The organism is Flagellimonas lutimaris, assembly GCF_051494225.1.
GTDB lineage: Bacteria > Bacteroidota > Bacteroidia > Flavobacteriales > Flavobacteriaceae > Flagellimonas > Flagellimonas lutimaris_A.
In genome coordinates this window covers 63,145-82,999 of sequence record NZ_JBNPYE010000005.1, presented here as the reverse complement: position 1 = coordinate 82,999, position 19,855 = coordinate 63,145, and the positions used below count along the sequence as shown (strand labels likewise).

Sequence of the window (19,855 nt, the reverse complement as noted above, 5' to 3'; positions counted from 1 at the left end):
GTTTTTCTTTATTTAATGTGCTCTAATTGTATTACCCCAACCCCTTGGATGAACGTTGTCCATATGCTCTCGGGTCTAAAAGATTTAGTGAACCCTGTCGGTTCAATGTTCGATTTGATGGGTATCCCGGACACTGCTGAACGTGAGATCCAACAATTTCCAGGCATCCCCCTCCTTTTTATAGAATTCGGTGGCCGTAAACTCATTGGATACATCATTGCCGCGTACATGGGCTTCCAAGGTGATCCGGTTCCAGAGGATAGCGGTATCGTCCCCGAAGGTTTCCACGGCCACATCGTGCACTATGGTATTTTTGTACCAAATACTGCCGCTCTCAATGATTTCCAATTCGCGATCTTTTTTCCAAGAACCGCTCATATGGACGAATTTGGACTTGTCGTGGAAGAGCTCGGCCAATCGATCTACATCCTTATCGGCCATCCATTGCCATTTGGCCTTGGACAGCTCCTTTATCTCATTTGTAATATCGGAATCCTGCGCCCAAAGGTTGCCCATGGTACAGCACAGAAAAATCAGTAAAAGTCGTTTCATGGTGTTTGTGTTTTAGTTTATTTTTAAATGTCAATTCAATTCTTGTGCACTAAGACCTGCATCAATCAAGGCCCTTTTCCTTCAACCAGGCCGACATGAGATCGGCCACCTCAATATTGTTCAGGTCCGAAAAGGGAAAGTGGGTGTTCCCTTTGATGCCCACTTCGGGCAGGTGCACCACGGTGACATCCCCGCCATATTTGTTGACCACATCCCTCCATTTGCGGGCCATTTCCAAACGAACGCGCCAACCATCCGTTCCCGGATTGGGATCATACGTTTCTGGTATAAAGTCCCCATAATAAATGACGATGGGGATTTTGGTCAAATTCATGAATTCCTCCTTGGGAATCCCAAAAGCCTGCAATTCTCCGGCGGAGCTTGCCAAGGGTCCCGGCACCTCTCCCTCCGGAAAAAGAAAACCGGAACCTGGCTCATAGGAAACGATGGCCTTGACATGTGGGTTCTTAAGGGCCGTTGACCACCCGAATCCCCCGGAATGGGAATGGGTCACCAGTATGCCGTCCCCGATACGATCGAACAGCTTTGAGGTAGCCTCTGTGATCGCCTCAATATCAAAGCCTCCAATATTGGGGGTCATCTGACGAAAATATTGGTTCAGGGTTTCCTCATCCTTGGCGAACTGTACCCCTGGAAAATAATCGGGCCAAACCCCCACCCTGAAAATGTTGAACCAAAACTGTTCATCCGGGGTAGGCGTGATGGTCGCTTCCGCCATACTCTTTCCGGCCCGGCCCCTTCTTGGCTGATCGATGATATAGGTACTGAACCCCCTGCGCAAGAATATGTTCTGATACCCCTCGCGTCCATCGGGCGTAGTTTCCCAAGTCTTGGAAAACTGTCCGATACCGTGCCACATCACCAAGGGATATTTACGTGCATCGGCCGGGACTTGATAGAATACATAGGCATGGTCCCCATGATAGGTCTGACCTTCCGGGGTGCGTTTAATGGCATCGAAAGTTCCTGGATTGCTCTTTACGGTTCCCCCGACGGCAAAGCTCCCTTGGTCCTGCAGCAAAATGGGCTTTTGTTGGGCCCAACCCCCTACCAGGGTCATCATCAGTACGAAGGTCGATAGTAGTGTCCTTAATTTTTTCATGCGTATTGTTTATTGTTGCTAACCGTTATGTGAGTTCCAGTTTTCGTTCCCCCAGCCATTTTACCATATTGGGATCCCTAAGGTCAAAAAAGCTGCTTGATTTCATATCCAGCCCTTTCAGCACCTCCATATCATTTGAATCAATTTCAAAATCGAAAATGTCGATATTCTCCTCCATACGGTGTCGATGTGCCGATTTGGGAATGGCCACGATCTCGCGTTGCACCAGCCAACGCAGGACCACTTGGGCTATGGACTTGTTGTACTTGTCCCCTATTTCGGCCAAAAGTGGATTTTTGAACAAGCCGTTCTTTCCTTCGGCAAAAGGTCCCCATGCTTCCATCTGAATATGGTTCTCCCTTAAAAAGTCATGGATGTCATATTGTTGGTGAAAGGGATGGGTCTCCATTTGGTTCACAGCTGGCACAATCTCATTGTGCACCATTAGGTCCATCACTCGGTCAGGATGAAAATTGCTCACCCCGATGGCCCGAATCCGTCCTTGCTTGTACAGTTCCTCCATGGCCCGCCAGGAACCGTGCACATCCCCCATGGGCTGGTGGATCAAATAGAGGTCCAAATAGTCCAATTGCAACAACTCCATGGAATGGTCAAAAGCCTTTAAGGTTCCATCATAGCCATGGGACTGTATCCATAGTTTGGTCGTGATGAACAGCTCCTCCCTAGGCACCCCACTTTTTTTGATGGCGGCCCCTACGGCGGCCTCGTTAAAATAGGAAGCTGCGGTATCGATCAAGCGATATCCGGTATCAATGGCATTGAGCACAATTTGTTCACATTCCTCCAAATCGGGTATTTGAAAAACCCCGAATCCCAAAAGGGGCATTTCGACCCCATTGTTCAATTGTATCTTCTTCATGATACAAATGTCGGAACAGAAAGAGGCTCATTTTGTACCAAAAATACTGGAAGTAGTACCATTTTTACTGAATTCCAATCCCTTGATATGCAACCCTTTTGAAATTTTCTAACTTTGTTAACACTAAATAAGAAAGGATATGGAAGGCATGTACAGGTTCGAGAGCATTAATGACTATAATATACTGAATAATCACAAGACGTTACACCCTTTGGTGAATGTTTTGGATCTGTCATTGGCCAATCCCAGGGATTGGGACGGCAACAAAAAGGTACGGCTCTATTTTGGTTTCTACTGTGTTTTCCTTAAGGAGTTCAAAGGCTGTGACCTTCGGTATGGACGACAATATTACGACTATCAGGAAGGCACCTTGTTGTTTGTTTCCCCAGGCCAGATCATGGACGTTGAAACTGATGGCCAGATATACCAGCCCATAGGACATGTATTGGCCTTTCACCCTGATCTGATCCATGGTACCGCCTTGGGCCAAAACATTGATTCCTATAATTTCTTTGGATACCACACCAATGAGGCCTTGCATATTTCCGATGAGGAAAGGGAAATCGTCATGGACTGTCTTTCCAAAATCAAATACGAATTGAACAAAGGGGTGGACAAGCACAGTAAAAAGCTGATCGCTTCCAATATAGAGCTCTTTCTGAACTACTGTGACCGCTTCTATGACCGTCAGTTCATCACCAGGGACAACGAGAACAAAGGGGTCTTGGAAAAATTCGAGGCCAAGATGAAAAACTATTTCAATTCGGATGCCCCCCAAAAACTGGGATTGCCCACGGTAACCTATTTTGCCGATGAACTGAACCTGTCCGCCAATTACTTTGGTGACCTCGTCAAAAATGAAACGGGAAAATCCGCAAAGGACCATATCCAGGATTATATGATCGAAATTGCCAAGAAGAAAACTTTCAATACCGATAAATCCGTAAGTGAGATTGCCTATGAACTGGGCTTCAAATACCCCCAACATTTTAACCGTTTCTTTAAAAAACAGGTAGGCTATACCCCCAATGAATATCGCATGTTGAATTAGACCACTCAACAAAGGTCCCTTAATTCCTTATTTGACCGAAAGTTCCAGTCGCCTACTCCCCTGCCTTTCAAGGAGCACTATTTTCATGCGTTCATGGGCACCGGTTACATATTTGGGATATACATGGACAAACCGATAGGTGGAACCGCTTTTGAGGGTTTCCGGTTGTTGGAACCTAAGGAGGGGCTCCAATGGGGTCTCTTGATACGATGTCTTACTTTTTGGACTGCCATTGATCCGAAGGATATCCAAGGTTTCAAGGTCATAATCGATTCCCGATTTGTTTCGCAGCTCGAAAACCAAGAACATTTCATCGCCCTGATATACCTTTTTTTCAAGTCGCAATTGCATACCCTTGCGTCTAACCGTTCCCATGTTTGCCCCATTTTGTTCTTGGAGCAGTTGTTCCATTAGGGCCAAGCGTGTACCATCTTTGACCACGGTATCCAATTTCCGGGTCGTTATAGGACGTACCCTTCCCAAACTGTGTTGTTCATTGAGAAATAGATGCGTTCGCGTTAACCAATCTTTATAGACCACTTTAAACTCATAGGCATATCCGTCCATGGTCATCACCCATAGATTGGTCGCTGTCCCTTCGATGGCCTGCAATAGTCCAAAATATTGTGCTTCTTCCCTATCATAGGAGAAGACCGCATTTTCATTGCCGGTTATGGCCTGCTTTATAGGGCTGGGAAAAAAAAGGGCGACATTCATCTGGTCATTGGCGTAAAGGGTATCCAAGGCTTGTTGGCCCCACACGAATGGGCCCAAACCAAAGGCAATAAGACTAATAAGTAAACTCCTGATTTTCATGTTCACGATTTTAATAAGAATTGATAATGGTCTATAATCTTCACCTTAACGGCCCGATGGTCACGTTGAAAGATGCGTTTGATCCCATTGAGCCGGGGCAGGCCGGGTACATTGATTTCATCCAGGCCTTCATCCAAGGTCCGGTCCAACATTTCGCCCTTGAGTCGGTTCCTGACATAGATACCCTCCCTTCCGTCCTGGGCATCATGGGCCTTTAGTTTCAATGGAAATCCTCCAAAGCCTTTCAGCTCCACCAAGACACGGTTGGGCCTGATCTTTACAAACCCATAGAGCCGGGTTCCCCTCGGAACCTTAATCCCATCGAGATCAACAGATTCGGACAACCGCAGGTCCAAACGTTGTCCATCCCTTAGGGTTTGATCGCCATCCACATAGGCCTTGATCTCAAGATGGTCCAAGGCAGGATCAAGGGGACTTGATGCATAAAAAAGTTGATGGGACAAGGACAGGGCCGCAGCGGTCGGGGCCGAAACCAGTTTAGGTCCCACAGCTTCCGATATATCGTCATGACTCGGTGTTCTCTCGATGACCTCTATCGGCTCTGGTGGTTCCTCCCTATTTATTGAAAAGGAATTGGAGGCATACACACTATCAATGACACGTTGCTTTTCATATTCCATATAGTCGGGGTTGAAATAGCCCTTGTCATCGATCATGTGTTCCGGATATATGGGAGGAGCGGTAACCTCGCGTTCCTCTTTAAGGGCTTCCAGGGCCCTTAGTTTACTATCGTAATCGACCTGGTTCTCTTCCAGATCGGGAATGGGAATCCGTTCGGGATCCAGTTCCGGTTCCTTGTCCTTTCCAAAGGTCATGATACCATAGAAGGCAATGAACAGTACCACACATACCATGACCAGGACAAATACAATTTTATTCTTTTGGGCTTTCATAGGCTTCCAGTTTACGAAGTGAGTTTTCAAAAAAATCAGTGATCAACAATCCATGCGGATTGTGCGGAAAGTTCCGTTCGACCTGCAACAAATGGCCCGAAGTGACCAGTTCATAGGTATCGGTTACGGAACCTCTGTGGATTTGTAATACAATGCGAGTTTGAAAAGCCATGTTCATTCCTTCCATCTTGATCTTCGACTCGATACGCTCCACTTTTTGGACGAGGGAATATTGCAACAACCGATTATAGAAACCATCTGCTTTCTTTTGTTGGTATACCTCGGCCACGGAGTTGTTTCCGAGCCAAAGGGCCTTTTCCATATGGGTTTCATAACTTCCGGCTTCCACACCATAGAACCACTGATGGAACCGTTCCAAATGGGCCAGGGCCTCCACTTCCAAGTGTTGACGTTGGGCCACCCATTGCAACGGGATGACCTCCCCTTCCCCATTGACCACAAAGGCATGGTCCAAACCATTCTGGTGTATTTTGGCTACCACGATAATGGAAACCGAACATACCAACCCTGAGACGATGACCACGGAAAGGACCACCCAGCGGTTCAACCGCAATACCTGCACTATATTTTTAAAAGGCGTTTTCATAGACTTCAATTTAACCGGTGAACAATCGAAGGGTAAAGCTCGTGGCCCTTCGATACAATTTAAATTTGAGCAACACGATAAAGCCAATGGTCCCGAGTTCAATGATGGAGGCAAAGAATTCACTCCCAAAATCAAAACCAAAGAGGTTCCCCCAGAAATTGGTACTGATCTCCGTGTAGAGGTTATTGACGAACACATTGACCAAAAAGAAGGCGGGCACCAACATGTACACCGCCGCGTACAACTTAAAAAACTGATAGGCCAGGGGACGAAACTTTTCAAAGACAGCCAAGCTGATGACCAAGGGAAAAAAGGCCTGTAGGATCCCCAATAGGAAATACCGCTCTGCAAGGAACAAAGGATAGATGAACAGGTCCATCAACCAAAGCAAGACCCCGATGATAAAGGCCAAAACTTTCAATCCATACAAGGGGGTGACCAAGGCCTCATATAACAATGCCATAGCTTTTTTTGCGGCTTCCAAGGCACCCACACCCCGTTCCAGGTCCACATCCTGTAGCTGCAATGGGAGGAGTGCCGGAGCCGTGTCCCTATATTCAGTTTCAATGGCGACCAAGATCCCATCGAACACTCCCAAGACCTCAGTGGAAAAGATGACCAAGAGCACCACCAAAAAATTCTTGGCAAGTTCCGTTGGGGAAAGGCCCCAAGTATGGCCATCGGTGGAAGCTATCCCCTCATTGTATTTCTTCAATATATTGATCAAAAAGAACAGGACGGCCATGGCTTTCATTCCCACAATCGTATACTGTGAAAAATCACTGTCCTTGATGGTCTGGAAGACCGCGTCCACATATTCCAATCCTATGCCCAAAAAGTATCCTGTCATCAGTACTGCGTTTCCCGGTTATTGATAATATCCTGCATCCTGCGAAAGGAGATGATCTCCCGATAGCGCCTGACCTTGACCTCAAGCTCCGCAACCATTTCTTGGGACTGCACTTTTTTTTCCATCAAAATGGCCGTGCGCTCCGCATCGGACATCTTCAAAAAATCACTGGACAGGATCTGGTTCACAAAATCCAGGTCATCAATGGCCGTATCCATGATCTGTTCAAAGGCTCCGGATACATGTTCCACCTCCCCTGCCTTGATATAGGGGGAGTTCAAAATATCACGTAGATCATCCTGCACCGTTTGAAACAAAATCTCGTTGTTCCGCACCAATTCACGCACCGCCTTCAATTGCTTAATGGCGTTGTTTACCTTGTCAATGTTTTCCTTTTGTTCCTTCAAAAAGGCCACGGTCTTCAAGAGTTCCGAAGTCTGCTTGGCCGATTCCAGCAGAGACTTGGTCATACTGATAAAGTTCGTATTGTCATACACCGGCATCCCCTGGGCCGTAGCACGACCGGGCAGGTATAAAGTCAAGGACAGTATCAAAATCAATAACCTAGAGTTGTTCCCTAAGGCTTGTTTCCAATCTATTCTCATATTATTTTTATTGTTGATTTATAAATTCCGTAATGGCCCGTTCCATATTCCCAAACTGTTCAAAGAGTTCCATAAGCTGATCATGTTCCACCCCATCGGTAAGATAGGCCGCATAGACCTCAGGGGGGACCTCCAAGCGATAGACATTGCTCTCCTTCCCGATCTTGATAAAGATTTCGGTGTATTTGCGTTTCCCAGTAAGATTGTTCCTAAGGGACTTCAATTGATTGAGATCATGGCTTGACAGGTTCAATCGCCTTACCAGTTCATCATATCCCTTCTCGTTCCGTAAACTGTACACGACCTGCGTATTCTCCAGGATACTTGCCGAAGTGGCATTTTCAGGTAACTGGTTGATGGATTGTAGGATGATTCCAATGGCCCCGTTCTGTTTTCGGATGGCCTGGTAATAGAACTCCACACTCTCCAATACATGGGGAAACTTCAACTGCTTGGCAAACTCATCGAATAGGATAATGCCTCTTTCCGAACGGTTTCGCCAAATGGTACGTTGGATGGCCGACTTGATCAATTTGAGCATTACGGACAGGATTTCCTTATTGTCTCGCACCTCGTCCAACTCAAAGACAATTAAACGTTTGTCCTCTATTTTATAGGTCTGGTCTTCTGCCACATGGAACAGAAAACTGTACAGTCCCCCGTCCACATATTCGGAAAGAATGTGCAAAAATCCATAGACATTGAAATCGGGTTCCTGCACTCGGGTCTCCTCGATCAAGGTATCCTTGTGCTTATCCACGAACTCATATAGGGAAGCCAAGGAATGCCCCTCCCTGACCGTATCATAGTAGTACAACAACACTTTTTTCAAGGCCACTTCCTTGGATTTGGTCACTTGGGTTTCCGCCAAGAGCTCCAAAAGAAACAGGGCCAGATCTTCCAAACGTTCAGGGGTCAAATCTGACTGTTCTGAAATGTAAAAGGGATTGATGCCCAGATTCTTCCCCTGTTCGTATCTCAGGATGATATGATCATCGGGATACAATTGGGCAAATTTGGCATAGGAACCCCCTAGATCGATAATGACCAGTCGTACATCGGCCTCAAAGTATTGACGTAGGATATTATTGGCCAAGAAGGATTTCCCTTCCCCTGTCGGGGCGAATATGGCAAAGTTCCGGGCCTTGATACGCCGTTTCCCCTTATCCCATATATCCTTGACCACAGGAATATTGTACTGTCTATCGTTAAAAACGATTCCTGTTTCATCCGAGCGGTAATTCGTGTTATTGATATAGAGACAAAGGTCTGCCTTTAGGTCCATCACAAAAAGATCTTCATTGGAAAAGTTGGAAGCATGGCTGGGATAGGAGTTCAAAAAATAATGTGTGCGCTCCTCCCCATGGGGATGATAGGGTCGAATATCCAGTTCCTTCAATTGGGCCTTGATGCCAGAAGCAACGCGCTTCAACACCCCAACTTCCAAATGCCAAAAAACAATATTCACATGGCCACGAACGATCCGTGCGGTATCATCCCCATTGATCCTGTCCAAGATATGTTGGACCTTGTTGCGAACCACTTTGTTCTGGGAACCAAAATTGGAGCTCTTGGAGAGTTCCTCTATTTTCTTGTCCAATAGTTTACGCCATTGATGGGTATCGTCCAGATAAAGGATTTGGTTGATGATATGGTTTTCCCCCAACTCCAGTCCCAGACCGTCCAAGAAACCCTTATGAAAACTGAATCCGTCCGAACTGAATTTCCCATTGGGCACACTGCTTTGCACGGTTTCACCAAAACATTCTTCATTGTTGATGGCCATCACATCAAAATAATGGTCACCAATTTCCAATGGGCCTTTTCCTAGCTGGATATCCGTATCAAAATCAAGATTGTATCCATTGAAATAATCCTGGGTATGCTCCAATATTACTTCAGGTTCCATGGGAACCATGGATACGTTGTTAGAGTTGTTGACATAGGATACGGCATCATTCACGGCGGTCACAAATTCCGCTACCTGCACATCCAGTTTACGGTGCAATCCTTTCTCCACTTTTCGAAAGGGATTGACATATTTAGTGGCCTTAATGGCTTTATCAAGAGGAAGTACAAAGAAGAGATAACTCTGATGGTCCAAATGCTCCCTACCTAAAAAATAATCATGGGTAGCCTTTGCCAGAAAGGTATCCCTTGGAAGGTTCCTAGCATCGTAACCTTTCTTTTGGTATACATCCTGTTTATGGATAACAGTACCCACGGGCAAGGATTTAAAGGCTTGGAACCACATCCCGTGCAGCTCCTCAAAATCCTCATCAGAAAGGGAGTATATCTCAGGCAATGTTACTTCATAACATAACACCACATTGCCATTGCTCCCAAAGACCACATGGTTCTGGATATCCAGAATGGGGTGATATGCATTGAAATTGAGTTTAGACATAGTCAAAGGGGTTCAATTGTTTTAGGCTTATGGTCTTGGGAAAGGTTTGCACTACCTTCAATTGGAAAGGTTTCATCACCCACTGCAACAATGCCCCATAGAGCAGGGCATTGAAGAGCAGTAGACCCACGATGACACCAAAATGAAACGAAAAAATGATGATCAAAAGCGAACAGATGATAGACACCATCATCAGGGCAAACAGGGGAATGGACAGTCCCATGATCATGGCCCGCTTTCGTATATTTCTATAGACCTCGAACTGTTTCATCAGACCACGATTCCGATGAGATAGGTAAAGATGCCAACCACTGCACCGGCGATTAACACAAATACCAAGACACGGGTAATGCCCCTTTTTAGGTCAGCATTTTCCCCAAAGAAATGTCCGGCATTGAAAAGGAAACCCACCAAAAAGATGACCCCAAGGATGATAGGAAATATGGCCCGAATGGTATCGGAAATGTCATTGACCGAATCCTCGATACCCCCGATCTGGGCCAAAACGGCACTGGAGGTAAAAAGCAATAATAAGGTGATGAAGAAAGATTTTCGCATATCGTAAACGTTTAAGGGTTAGACGATTATTGATATGTGAAAAGTACATGAAATTATACTACAAATAACTGATAATCAGTTATTTGTGAATATCATTAAAACTACATTCAAATAGCCTCAATTGGTCTGGAATCCATGCAGAATTTATGTGTCAATGACCAGTCCTTGTTCATAAGTGCCATCTGGGTCCCATCACAAAAGCCTAAAAACGTCAAATGGTACCGATCAGGACATCAAAATATGTCATAGTATCACCCATTTCCAACTTTCATTTGACGACAATGGTAAAACCTTATTATCTTTTGTCTCTGCAGTCCTTATCGAAACCTACAAGATTGAAGAGTTCCCTCATTCTTGATCTTACCCGGTTCCCATATCTTGCCTCTAGCTCCTGCGCATTGAGATTGGTAGTGGCATGGGTCTTCAACCTATGGTCCGTGAACAGTTCGTATCGAGACAACAGAATCTCCCCCATGACATTGCACTCCTTTCCAAAATGGACCCCATCGGGCTCGACACCCATATCGTCAAAACAAAAGGATTGGTTGTTTCCATAATCCCCAATGATCTTAAAGCCCAAATGGTTGAAACCGAAGACAATGTTCCTTGAGGGTATTACCTCATAAGGTCTTTGGTGGGGCACCATGAACTTGAACAGTTTCATCAGACTGGTCTTCCCACAGCCTACAGGACCTGAGAGAAGAAGGCCTTTATCCACATCGATATCGAGCTGTTTACACCGTTCCTTGTCCTGGATGAAGTAGAGGCTGAGTTTATAAAGGATTTCCCTATCCTCCCTATATATCCTGAACTTTTTGCCAAACAGGAGCTTACCCTTGGCATCAAGATAGACCAGTATCTTATCAAAATCGTATTTGATTTCCCTGCCCTTCAAGGAGCCCAGTTCATAACTTATGGCACCTTCGGTGATGATATGTGGGGCCTTAAAATTCATAGCGGTTCGTTGTAGTCCTTGTCCTTGCTGGTCCGTAAGTTGTCCCGGTATGGGACGGCGGGGGGGTGCTTGGATTTGTTTTCATCAACCTGTAACTCTTCCATTTTTATTTTTTTCCGTTTCTGCCCGTTTGTATTGTTTTTTATTGTTTGTATTTGTTTGTTTATAGGTACCAATGCTTGTCCAATGCTTGTCCCAATTTCGGTACGGTGCTGGTCCACTGCTTGTCCAGTACTTGTCCCAAAATCGAACATCTTGATCCGGCTGCCCTTATAGGGATTGTGGGATGGGGAATACAGAATATAGTTCCAATGGCTGAGCTCTCGGATGCAGCGGTGATAGGTCGATTTGGACCCGATTTTGGCATAGGCCATGGCCTCTTCCCTACTGATGTAGAAATCGGCCACGAAATAATTTTGGTTCCACAATTGGAAGAGCCCGATATACAAACTGATATGGGTCGGGTTCAAACGGTTGTCCTTGGCAAACTGGGCAAACACCCCGTTCAAGTGTTTGATATAATTGACGTCTTCCACCCTAAATTCGGTTATGGACCTTGTTCTGTTCCAACACTCCCATGATTTCGTGGTATTCGTAGTAAAGGACCCCTCCTATTTTGGTATAAGGTAATGTCCCGTTGATTCGAAGGTTTTGGAGCGTACCGGGCGATATGCCCAACAGTTCCCTGACTTCATTGGATTTGAGCCATTTTTTGCCCTGTTGTCCATTTTGGTCCTTCAATAATGCTTTGATGTCCTCCAAGAGTTCCACTTTGAACTCCATGAGATCTTCTGAGGTGATGATGGTCGCTCCCATAGTTTTTCTAGTTTTTAAAAAAGACCACCGCGTTGGGTTCAATCAATTTGGTGGTCCTTCCACTGATTTGACTTTCACTGCAAAACTCATGAAGGAATTTGAAAAAAAGTACATAGTTGGTACCAACTTGGTAACGATTCTTTCACATATTAAAAGGGTTTATTTATGACCATTTGAATCTTTCGGGAATACGAGATTTTTTAAAATCAGAAACTATGGGACAAAAAATGTTCCTAAAACAAAAATTCCCAAGTTGGTACCAAGTTGGGAATTATTGCATACATCTTTAAGTTAGGGCTAGATCTGGACTCATAAGTCCTGGCCAAATACATGGGTTGCGCACTGACAAGGGAAAAACTGTCCATTTAACTACAAAAAACTGAAGTTCGGTTCATTCTAGGTGTAGTTATATGAGCAATTTTGAAAGTGTAAATCATCATTAATCCGAAATCATGAAAATTACCATAACAGGGTCCTTGGGACATATTGGAAAACCTTTGACAAAAAACTTAATTGACCAAGGCCATGAGGTCACAGTAATCAGCAGCAGTCCCATCCGAAGTACAGTCATCAAGCAAATGGGGGCAATCCCATCCATAGGGAGTCTCGAGGATGTCGGTTTCTTGACTGAGAGCTTTATAGGGGCCGATGCCGTTTTCACCATGGTTCCTCCCAACAATTATTTTGACCCGAATTTGGACCTTATTGCCTATTATGCCCGATTGGGGAACAATTATGCAAAGGCACTTTCAGAGGCAGGAATCAAACGTGCCGTCAATCTCAGTACCATAGGAGGGCATTTGGAAAAAGGGAGCGGCATCCTTAAAGGAGCCTATCATGTGGAGCAGACCTTGAATACCTTACGGCCGGAAGTGGCGGTAACCCACGTAAGGCCCACCTCGTTTTATTACAATCTTTATGGTTATATAGAAAGCATAAAATCCGAAGGGGCAATCTTTGCCAATCATGGAACCAGGCCCATCCCATGGGTTTCCCCATTTGATATTGCCCGGACCGTGGCTGAGGAGCTTACGGAGATCGATGGTGGCACACGCTTTCGATATGTGGTCAGCGAGGAACTCACCGGGGATGAAACTGCACGTATCTTGGGGGAAGCCCTCGGAATCCCCAATCTATCCTGGAAGATCATAACGGACGACATGGTATCGGACCAGCTGAAATCCATCGGCATGAACCTGACCATTGCCGAAGGGCTAACCGAAATGTACGCCGCATTGCAGACGGGCCTTTTGACCGAGCATTACCGGAAGAACAAACCGGAACTGGGAAAGGTCAAACTAAGGGATTTCGCCAAAGAGTTTACGGAGGTTTATCAAAATAACCATTAACTTGGTGTATGGATAACAATGCACCCTACAGATTCCGTACCATTGGTGATTATCATCAATTCAGGGGCTTGCCGGCCCCTGAACATCCCTTGGTAAGCGTCATCAACTTTGATTCCATTATCCTGGGCCAAGAGGAACCCGACCGAATTGTTTCCTCCTTTTATACCATTGCCCTAAAGCGCCATCCCGGCGCCTGGCTAAAATACGGTCAACAGGAATATGACTTTAACGAAGGGGTAATGCTTTTTATGGCTCCGGAGCAAGTGTTCGGTGTCAGTGGGAACATAGAGGAAAAACCAACAGGATGGATGTTGCTGGTTCATCCTGATTTTTTATGGAACACTCCTTTATCGAAATCCATAAAGCGCTATGAATACTTTGACTATGCTGCCAATGAAGCACTGTTCCTTTCCAAAAAAGAAGAAGAGTCCATTATTGGGATGCTCAAAAACATTCAAGGGGAGTACCATACCAATATTGATTATTTTAGCCATGACATCATTATTGCTCAATTGGAACTCCTTTTTTCCTATGCCCAACGATTTTACAACAGACAGTTTATCACTCGGCGTATAGCCCATAACAAGATTGTCGAACGGTTGGAAAACCTTTTGAACTCCTATTTTGAGGAGGAAACCTACCAGGTCAAGGGCATCCCAACGGTCCAGCAGGTAGCGGATTGGTTGCACGTATCCCCGAAGTACCTTAGCGGTCTCTTGAAGCAGATCACGGGACAGTCCACCCAACAGCATATCCAAAACAAGCTCATTGAAAAGGCCAAGGAAAGGTTGTCCACCGGTTCAATGACCGTAAGTGAAATTGCCTATGAGCTTGGCTTTGAGCACCCACAGTCCTTCAGTAAACTGTTCAAGGCCAAAACAGACCAATCACCTTCGGTATTTCGATCAAGATTCAATTAAAAATATCCTGTCCGTCTATGACAGCTATAATCCATGAATCGATATTTTTTTATCCCGATACGTGAATCACGGTAGTCAAGGACTATTCATCAAGGCTTTCCATACGTTGGTGCAACATATCGATAAGTTTGTCCAAGAACCTTGTTTTACTGGTCTTACGTGATCGTATATCGATAAAGGTGTGGTAATAATTTCCAAGGTCCACATTATAAAAATGTTCAAAGTGGGAAGCCAGTTCCTTGATGTCCACAGTACCACTGTTGATGGCATTACTGGCATGGAGGGCATAAAGAAGTTCAATAAGATCCGTCTTGCTACCGGTCCAGAACAGTTTTGAAGGTTTTTCCATAGTCATGGTCTTTTGGGGTTCTAAATTGTTTTGTAGGTCATCCACCTCCTTTCTCAGGTATACGATGAGCATGTCATAGGCCATGATCGTTGCCACGGTACCATCCTGACAGGTGGAGAACTGGTCATCGATCAAAAAGTGGAAGGATTCGAGGGGAAGCCTAAGGTCTCGGTTCCCCCTGACAAAATATTGTTCATCCAGGGACATGGCCCCTCTTCGGTAATAGTTATAGAATTCCAGATTGTCATTGAAAAATGTCTGGAACTTATCGATCTGGTGCTGAAGGTATTTGATCTGCGCCGCATTGTTGCCCCTTGGACGCTTGCTCTCAATATTGAACAATCTGACATAATAGATCAGCTTGCTAAAGATTTGTGGCTTGACGTGTTTAAAAAAGTAGATCTCATCCGCTTGGCTTTCAAAGGTTTTGCCAATGATCTGCTTTTGGAGTTTACGGATGCTCTTCTCCACGAGTACGATTCCCTTTTCCGCTTTGAAAAGGATATCCCCGTTCCCGCTTTCCAAGGCATCCAATTGGCCTTCAAATTCCGATAGCAGCTTTTGGTATTTCATGACGATTATCCATTAATGCTGACCTTCCATGATCCCGAGCAATTCCAGGATGAAATTGTCATTGGTCTGGAGATAGGCATATTTTTTCTCAACAGTTGCACCAAGTTTCCGTTTCTCAAAGGCTGCGGTCAACCCAAAATCGATTTTGGGAATGCCCAATCCAATGGCCCGTTCAATGGTCCGGTAAAGCAACTGGCGATAAATGGCAAACTCTTCCAGACCGTCATAATCCATACCTACAAAAGCAGGGACATAGACTTGCTTCAAGTTGGTATAGCAGAACATTACACCCAATATCTTTTCAGGTTCGTCCAATGAACAAAGGACAATAAACTCCCACAAATGGTTTTCTTTCATCTTGTCAAACAGGGAGTCCGGAAAGGAAAAGGTATTGAGCCCCAAATTTCTTGACTGTACTTCCCCAAATAAGGATTTGACCTGTTCAAGTTCAGATTTGGATAGCTTAGGAAGAACTATGGTCTTTGCCCTATCGAGATACGGCTGGACATCCTTTCGGAAATGTCTTCTGTTTCTGGAGGACAATCTTTGCAAATAATCTTCCATCGAATCCACCTCCTTCAAGTCAACAGAACAGGAATTGGGCATCTGTACCCTTAAAAATCCCTGACCGTAAAGCGGTTCATTCCATGACGTTTGTTCACCAAAGTCCCTTAACACGGTCATCTTGGACCCTGACTGGAGTTCCAGTTTTTCCAAGGTTTCCAATAGCTTGTTCCTTGCCTCCATGCCCAAGGCATGTGATGCATTCCAATACAAGTGATCTCCTTCCGTGAACAAACAGCCTAGGGACAGGACCGTGGATGACAAATGGTAGGGGTCGGTTTTCCTTTCCTCCTCAATGGCAACAGAAATTTGTGTTTGTGCCAACATATCATCCTTCCAAAGGGAAAGGGTCACAAAAGTCATCAATACGGGTATCCCATCAGTATCCTTTATGACCACATATCGAAACAACCAATTATGTTCTTTCCTAGGGTTGCCATGAAACACTTCCTCCAAAAACTTCAGGGCATCCCAATCATAGACCCCTTGCCCACCTAAACTTTGGTTCCACTCTTCCTTTTCAATTTGATCAATGGTATCGAATACTTCAACGGTAAGTTCAGAGGATACTTTCGGTCTACTTAGGGTCTTTGGTTCCATTTTAAAGGCGTGGAATACCCTTTGGGCATCGGTCTGGGTATCTTCCAATGCCTTTGGAAAATGATATTCCATGGCGTCCACCAATTCTTTGATTTCCTCTTTTTGGTTATGCCTTGAAATCGTAATCCTTACACCTGTATTCTTTACAGGTACTGCAGGAAAGATCCCGAGGTTGACAAAGAAGCCCTCCCCCATCAAACGGTTCACAAAATTGTACCCTGTTTTGGGCATACCGGTCCCGATATAGAACACCGGTGATTCATTTATATCGATCAAGGGAAGTTCCGTTATCGAAAGGCAATCATTGAAAAAATCGATGCGTTCCCTCAATTCTTGTTGTAGTCCATAAATCTCAGTGGATAGATGGATCTGTGCAGATGCTATGGCTGCGGCAACCGAAGCAGGTTCCAATTGGGCGGAGAAGGTCAAGGGCCCACCAAAGGTCTTGATCTTGTCGTACATGGAAGCATTGGAACACGCCAGAACAGCCCCGCTGGCCCCAAAGGTTTTGCTCAGTGTCCCGAACAGCAATACATTTTCGGGCAATTCTCCTAGCTGGTCCAACACATATCCGGTACCATTCCTTCCCACCCAACTCATACCATGTACATCATCAAAATAAAAATGTAACTGTGGATATTTCTTTGCCAATCCCATCAGCTCTTTGACTGGGGCATAGTCCCCATACATGGAATAAATGCCATCGGCCATGTACCAAATCCGTCCCTTTGAATGTTGATACTTCTTGATCTTGTCCTCCAACATCTCCAAATGGTTGTGTCGGATCATCTCGATGGGCACACTCCGTGTCTTTAGCATTTTGGCCGCATTCTGTACACTCCAATGGACTTGGTGGTCCAAAATGATTACGTCTTCATCGTCCACTGCACTGGGGATGACCCCTAAGTGCCCGAGGGTACTGTTTTTTGTAATGACAATGGGATAGCCGTACATTTCGGAAATAGAGTTTTCCAATTCTTCATATAACGGATTGGAGATATAGGATTTGGATAACGGAAATTGTGTCCCATAGCTATCAATGGCCTCTTTGGCGGCCTTTTTTAATCTGGGATCCTGTTCCAATCCCAAGTAACCCGTAGTACCAAAGTGGTACAGTTCCTTCCCCTCTACCTCAATGGTCCTGCCCGAAAAGGATGTTCCCCCTGCATAAAGGTGCAGTACCCCAGCGTTCTTGGCATCAGTAAATACCTCATGTACGGTGTTTAAAAAATTGTGGTGTTTGATCTTTGCCATTTTGTTTGATTTAAATTGTACTAAAAAGTAATGGCATTTGTAAGATTAGATGCTATCTAATAATGATATACTCCGTTTCAATCAAGCATTATTCCGTTTAAGTCAAGTCAAATACCTTTATTTAAGGGTAATGAATCTATTGACCGAATCGAGTTCCATTAATTTTGTAAATTCAAGGTTTTACCAGTTTTCACCACATGAAAAAATCACATGAAAACAAATTCGCCATTTATTTGCTGACCGATGAGTTGCTGCACATCATATACAAAAAAGACCATTGTATCGACCTAAAGGCTGCGCAACTTATCGTGAGGGACCGGATGATGCTCCAAAATGGCCGGGAAATGCCCGTGCTCTGTGATATTCGTGAAGTAAGAAGGGTCAATAAACCGGCCCGGGACTATTTGGCCTTGGAGGGTTCACAATGGGTTAAGGCCTTAGCCTTCTTGATCGATCCCCCGGTAACAGATGTGATCAGCTCCATTTATCTATGGACCCATGCCCAGTCGGTCCCCACCCGTTCCTTTGTTAAAAAATCAGAGGCCTTGGCCTTTTTAAAATCCATAAAATGAACCATGCTTCCAGACATATAAAGAGACTCCAGCTATTAAATACAAATCCTGACAACCATGCCGAACAATGACGATTTTAGGGTAAAGCGCATCCAAAGGATGCTTCTGGAAATGGCCCGAGGCAATTTCTTTTACAGCTTGGAACCCACCCATAAGAATGATAATGTCGCATCCTTGGTCGTAATGCTCAATATGGTCAACGAGGAAGTCAGGGCCTCCTTTATCCATCAAGGGTTTGCCAACGCACACAACACCCCACAATGCATCATCCAACTTTCATTCCTGATGGATACCGATGGCACTATCGAAATGGTCACCAACAGTACGTGCTCGCTATTATCAGCATTGCCAAAAGAGATCATTGGAAAACCAATTACCGATTTTATGACCGAGGGTTCCCAAAAGGTATGGGCGAAGAAGATGGTCAAACATTTGAAAAGGGAACGTTCTGAAACTGTCCAGTTTTTGGAGTTCATTACCAAAGAAGGGCTCTTGTTGGGCAAGGATTGCCATATATCCGTATTCCAATCCTTAGATGGGAGTGGGCAGAAAATACTATTGGACACGGTCTTCTTCTCCAAGGGAGAGCCCTTTGGGACGGAGTTGCCCAAAAAGACGCTCAAAGTGACCAAAGGCATAAAAGAGCCCAAAGTCACGTTGACTCCTGAGGATATCGAAATGATCAGGGATGTCCATGATATGATCATCAACAATTTGGACAAGGATTTACCCTTGTTAAAAGATCTTGCCCTACAAATGGGCACGAACGAGTACAAATTGAAGTATGGGTTCAAACAACTCTATGGTACTACCATATTTCGGTTCCTTACCCATGAACGTTTAAGAAAGACCAAAACCTTGATCCAACACAGCAACTTATCCTTGAAAGAAATCGCCCATTTGACCGGCTTCAAAAGTGCGGCCCATTTCTCCAGGGCATTTAGGGACAAGTATGGTAAATCACCCAGTGATTTAAGGGGGTAACACCCTCGAAATGGGCAAATTAATCCGTTTGGGTCAAGGAATGCTCCGTTTCAAGTAAATCGGACTCCCGAACTTTGTCATATCAATCCAAAAGATATGTCAAACCGAGGAATATACCCGAAGCTCATTTACCTATTCAGCCTTTTGTTGACTGTGTTGTTCGTGTATACAGCTACAAGCAAATTGATGCACTTGGATACCTTCCAAACAAGGTTGGAGCAGATGCCTTTCATTTCAGGTTATGCCCATTTAATTTCATGGAGTGTGCCCTTTCTCGAATTGGTGATCGCCGGCCTATTGTGGTTCCCTAAATTCCGAACTATGGCATTTTTCACAAGTTTTATCCTATTGGGGCTTTTCACTACCTATATCATAATAGTTCTAAAGTTCAGTGATTCCATCCCCTGCTCTTGTGGTGGGATCATTTCGGCCTTGGGATGGAGGGACCATATCCTGTTCAATACTGCTTTTATGCTCATGAGTTTGTTAGGAATCATTTGGTCAAACAAACACTACAATATACAAGCACATCAAAATACTACGTAGGGAAAGGGGA

General features: G+C 44.8%; 22 protein-coding genes. 6 read left to right on the top strand and 16 right to left on the bottom strand.

All coding sequences use genetic code 11. The annotated features are described in order from the left end of the window. Positions 1 to 102: 102 nt before the first annotated feature. The 3 genes from ACQQ5U_RS11410 to ACQQ5U_RS11400 form a co-directional block, all read right to left on the bottom strand. Positions 103 to 552, bottom strand: a complete 450-nt coding sequence (locus ACQQ5U_RS11410; RefSeq protein WP_437397621.1) for a nuclear transport factor 2 family protein — start codon at positions 550 to 552, stop codon at positions 103 to 105. Positions 553 to 613: 61 nt separating this feature from the next. Continuing rightward, a complete protein-coding gene (locus ACQQ5U_RS11405; RefSeq protein WP_437397619.1) occupies positions 614 to 1,675 on the bottom strand; it encodes an alpha/beta hydrolase in 1,062 nt (353 codons plus the stop codon). A gap of 25 nt (positions 1,676 to 1,700) precedes the next feature. Next, positions 1,701 to 2,555, bottom strand: a complete 855-nt coding sequence (locus ACQQ5U_RS11400) for an aldo/keto reductase (protein WP_437397617.1) — start codon at positions 2,553 to 2,555, stop codon at positions 1,701 to 1,703. Between the two features lie 139 nt (positions 2,556 to 2,694). On the opposite strand from ACQQ5U_RS11400, the gene ACQQ5U_RS11395 reads away from it, so the two are divergent. Next, a complete protein-coding gene (locus ACQQ5U_RS11395) occupies positions 2,695 to 3,606 on the top strand; it encodes a helix-turn-helix domain-containing protein (RefSeq protein WP_437397616.1) in 912 nt (303 codons plus the stop codon). A gap of 27 nt (positions 3,607 to 3,633) precedes the next feature. Here ACQQ5U_RS11395 and ACQQ5U_RS11390 read toward each other — a convergent pair whose 3' ends face one another. The 11 genes from ACQQ5U_RS11390 to ACQQ5U_RS11340 form a co-directional block, all read right to left on the bottom strand. Continuing rightward, positions 3,634 to 4,422 (bottom strand): DUF4138 domain-containing protein, encoded by a 789-nt coding sequence (locus ACQQ5U_RS11390; RefSeq protein ID WP_437397614.1) that lies wholly within the window; start codon positions 4,420 to 4,422, stop codon positions 3,634 to 3,636. 2 nt (positions 4,423 to 4,424) lie between these two features. Continuing rightward, positions 4,425 to 5,336 (bottom strand): conjugative transposon protein TraM, encoded by a 912-nt coding sequence (gene traM / locus ACQQ5U_RS11385; RefSeq protein ID WP_437397612.1) that lies wholly within the window; start codon positions 5,334 to 5,336, stop codon positions 4,425 to 4,427. Then, positions 5,317 to 5,943, bottom strand: a complete 627-nt coding sequence (locus tag ACQQ5U_RS11380) for a conjugal transfer protein TraK (RefSeq protein WP_437397611.1) — start codon at positions 5,941 to 5,943, stop codon at positions 5,317 to 5,319. Before ACQQ5U_RS11380 ends, traM begins: the two co-directional genes overlap by 20 nt. A gap of 10 nt (positions 5,944 to 5,953) precedes the next feature. Further along, the gene (locus ACQQ5U_RS11375) at positions 5,954 to 6,793 is read right to left on the bottom strand and encodes a hypothetical protein (protein ID WP_437397609.1); all 840 of its coding nucleotides are present in this window, start codon (positions 6,791 to 6,793) and stop codon (positions 5,954 to 5,956) included. Beyond that, positions 6,793 to 7,398 (bottom strand): conjugal transfer protein, encoded by a 606-nt coding sequence (locus ACQQ5U_RS11370; protein ID WP_437397608.1) that lies wholly within the window; start codon positions 7,396 to 7,398, stop codon positions 6,793 to 6,795. The genes ACQQ5U_RS11375 and ACQQ5U_RS11370 overlap by 1 nt, the downstream gene beginning before the upstream one ends. A 7-nt stretch (positions 7,399 to 7,405) precedes the next feature. Beyond that, the gene (locus tag ACQQ5U_RS11365; protein WP_437397606.1) at positions 7,406 to 9,805 is read right to left on the bottom strand and encodes a TraG family conjugative transposon ATPase; all 2,400 of its coding nucleotides are present in this window, start codon (positions 9,803 to 9,805) and stop codon (positions 7,406 to 7,408) included. Next, the gene (locus ACQQ5U_RS11360; protein WP_437397605.1) at positions 9,798 to 10,076 is read right to left on the bottom strand and encodes a hypothetical protein; all 279 of its coding nucleotides are present in this window, start codon (positions 10,074 to 10,076) and stop codon (positions 9,798 to 9,800) included. Before ACQQ5U_RS11360 ends, ACQQ5U_RS11365 begins: the two co-directional genes overlap by 8 nt. Further along, positions 10,076 to 10,363 (bottom strand): hypothetical protein, encoded by a 288-nt coding sequence (locus ACQQ5U_RS11355; protein WP_228237712.1) that lies wholly within the window; start codon positions 10,361 to 10,363, stop codon positions 10,076 to 10,078. The genes ACQQ5U_RS11360 and ACQQ5U_RS11355 overlap by 1 nt, the downstream gene beginning before the upstream one ends. Before the next feature lie 295 nt (positions 10,364 to 10,658). Continuing rightward, positions 10,659 to 11,318: an ATPase gene (locus ACQQ5U_RS11350; RefSeq protein ID WP_090297690.1), complete on the bottom strand. Its 660-nt coding sequence runs from the start codon at positions 11,316 to 11,318 to the stop codon at positions 10,659 to 10,661. Next, positions 11,315 to 11,854, bottom strand: coding sequence for a hypothetical protein (locus tag ACQQ5U_RS11345; RefSeq protein ID WP_090297693.1), 540 nt, complete (start codon positions 11,852 to 11,854; stop codon positions 11,315 to 11,317). The genes ACQQ5U_RS11350 and ACQQ5U_RS11345 overlap by 4 nt, the downstream gene beginning before the upstream one ends. Position 11,855: 1 nt before the next feature. After that, positions 11,856 to 12,134 (bottom strand): helix-turn-helix domain-containing protein, encoded by a 279-nt coding sequence (locus ACQQ5U_RS11340; protein ID WP_437397603.1) that lies wholly within the window; start codon positions 12,132 to 12,134, stop codon positions 11,856 to 11,858. Between the two features lie 452 nt (positions 12,135 to 12,586). On the opposite strand from ACQQ5U_RS11340, the gene ACQQ5U_RS11335 reads away from it, so the two are divergent. Together ACQQ5U_RS11335 and ACQQ5U_RS11330 are read left to right on the top strand one after the other, a co-directional pair. Further along, the gene (locus ACQQ5U_RS11335) at positions 12,587 to 13,483 is read left to right on the top strand and encodes an NmrA family NAD(P)-binding protein (protein ID WP_437397601.1); all 897 of its coding nucleotides are present in this window, start codon (positions 12,587 to 12,589) and stop codon (positions 13,481 to 13,483) included. Positions 13,484 to 13,491: 8 nt separating this feature from the next. Next, complete coding sequence (locus ACQQ5U_RS11330; RefSeq protein ID WP_437397599.1) at positions 13,492 to 14,403, top strand: helix-turn-helix domain-containing protein; 912 nt, start codon at positions 13,492 to 13,494, stop codon at positions 14,401 to 14,403. A gap of 82 nt (positions 14,404 to 14,485) precedes the next feature. Here the strand turns inward: ACQQ5U_RS11330 and ACQQ5U_RS11325 are convergent, their stop codons facing one another. Together ACQQ5U_RS11325 and ACQQ5U_RS11320 are read right to left on the bottom strand one after the other, a co-directional pair. After that, complete coding sequence (locus ACQQ5U_RS11325) at positions 14,486 to 15,325, bottom strand: RteC domain-containing protein (protein ID WP_437397598.1); 840 nt, start codon at positions 15,323 to 15,325, stop codon at positions 14,486 to 14,488. Positions 15,326 to 15,337: 12 nt separating this feature from the next. Then, positions 15,338 to 17,743, bottom strand: coding sequence for an aminotransferase class I/II-fold pyridoxal phosphate-dependent enzyme (locus ACQQ5U_RS11320; protein WP_437397596.1), 2,406 nt, complete (start codon positions 17,741 to 17,743; stop codon positions 15,338 to 15,340). A 197-nt stretch (positions 17,744 to 17,940) separates the two neighbouring features. Between ACQQ5U_RS11320 and ACQQ5U_RS11315 the strand changes: the two genes are divergently transcribed. From ACQQ5U_RS11315 to ACQQ5U_RS11305, 3 genes are all read left to right on the top strand, one after another. Beyond that, on the top strand, positions 17,941 to 18,315 hold the full coding sequence (locus tag ACQQ5U_RS11315) for a DUF7793 family protein (protein WP_437397594.1): 375 nt from the start codon (positions 17,941 to 17,943) through the stop codon (positions 18,313 to 18,315). A gap of 57 nt (positions 18,316 to 18,372) precedes the next feature. Continuing rightward, positions 18,373 to 19,299, top strand: coding sequence for a helix-turn-helix domain-containing protein (locus tag ACQQ5U_RS11310; protein WP_437397592.1), 927 nt, complete (start codon positions 18,373 to 18,375; stop codon positions 19,297 to 19,299). A 96-nt stretch (positions 19,300 to 19,395) separates the two neighbouring features. Further along, positions 19,396 to 19,845 carry a MauE/DoxX family redox-associated membrane protein gene (locus tag ACQQ5U_RS11305; protein WP_437397590.1) on the top strand — a complete coding sequence of 150 codons (450 nt, stop codon included), beginning with the start codon at positions 19,396 to 19,398 and terminating at the stop codon, positions 19,843 to 19,845. The last annotated feature ends 10 nt before the right edge of the window (positions 19,846 to 19,855 follow it).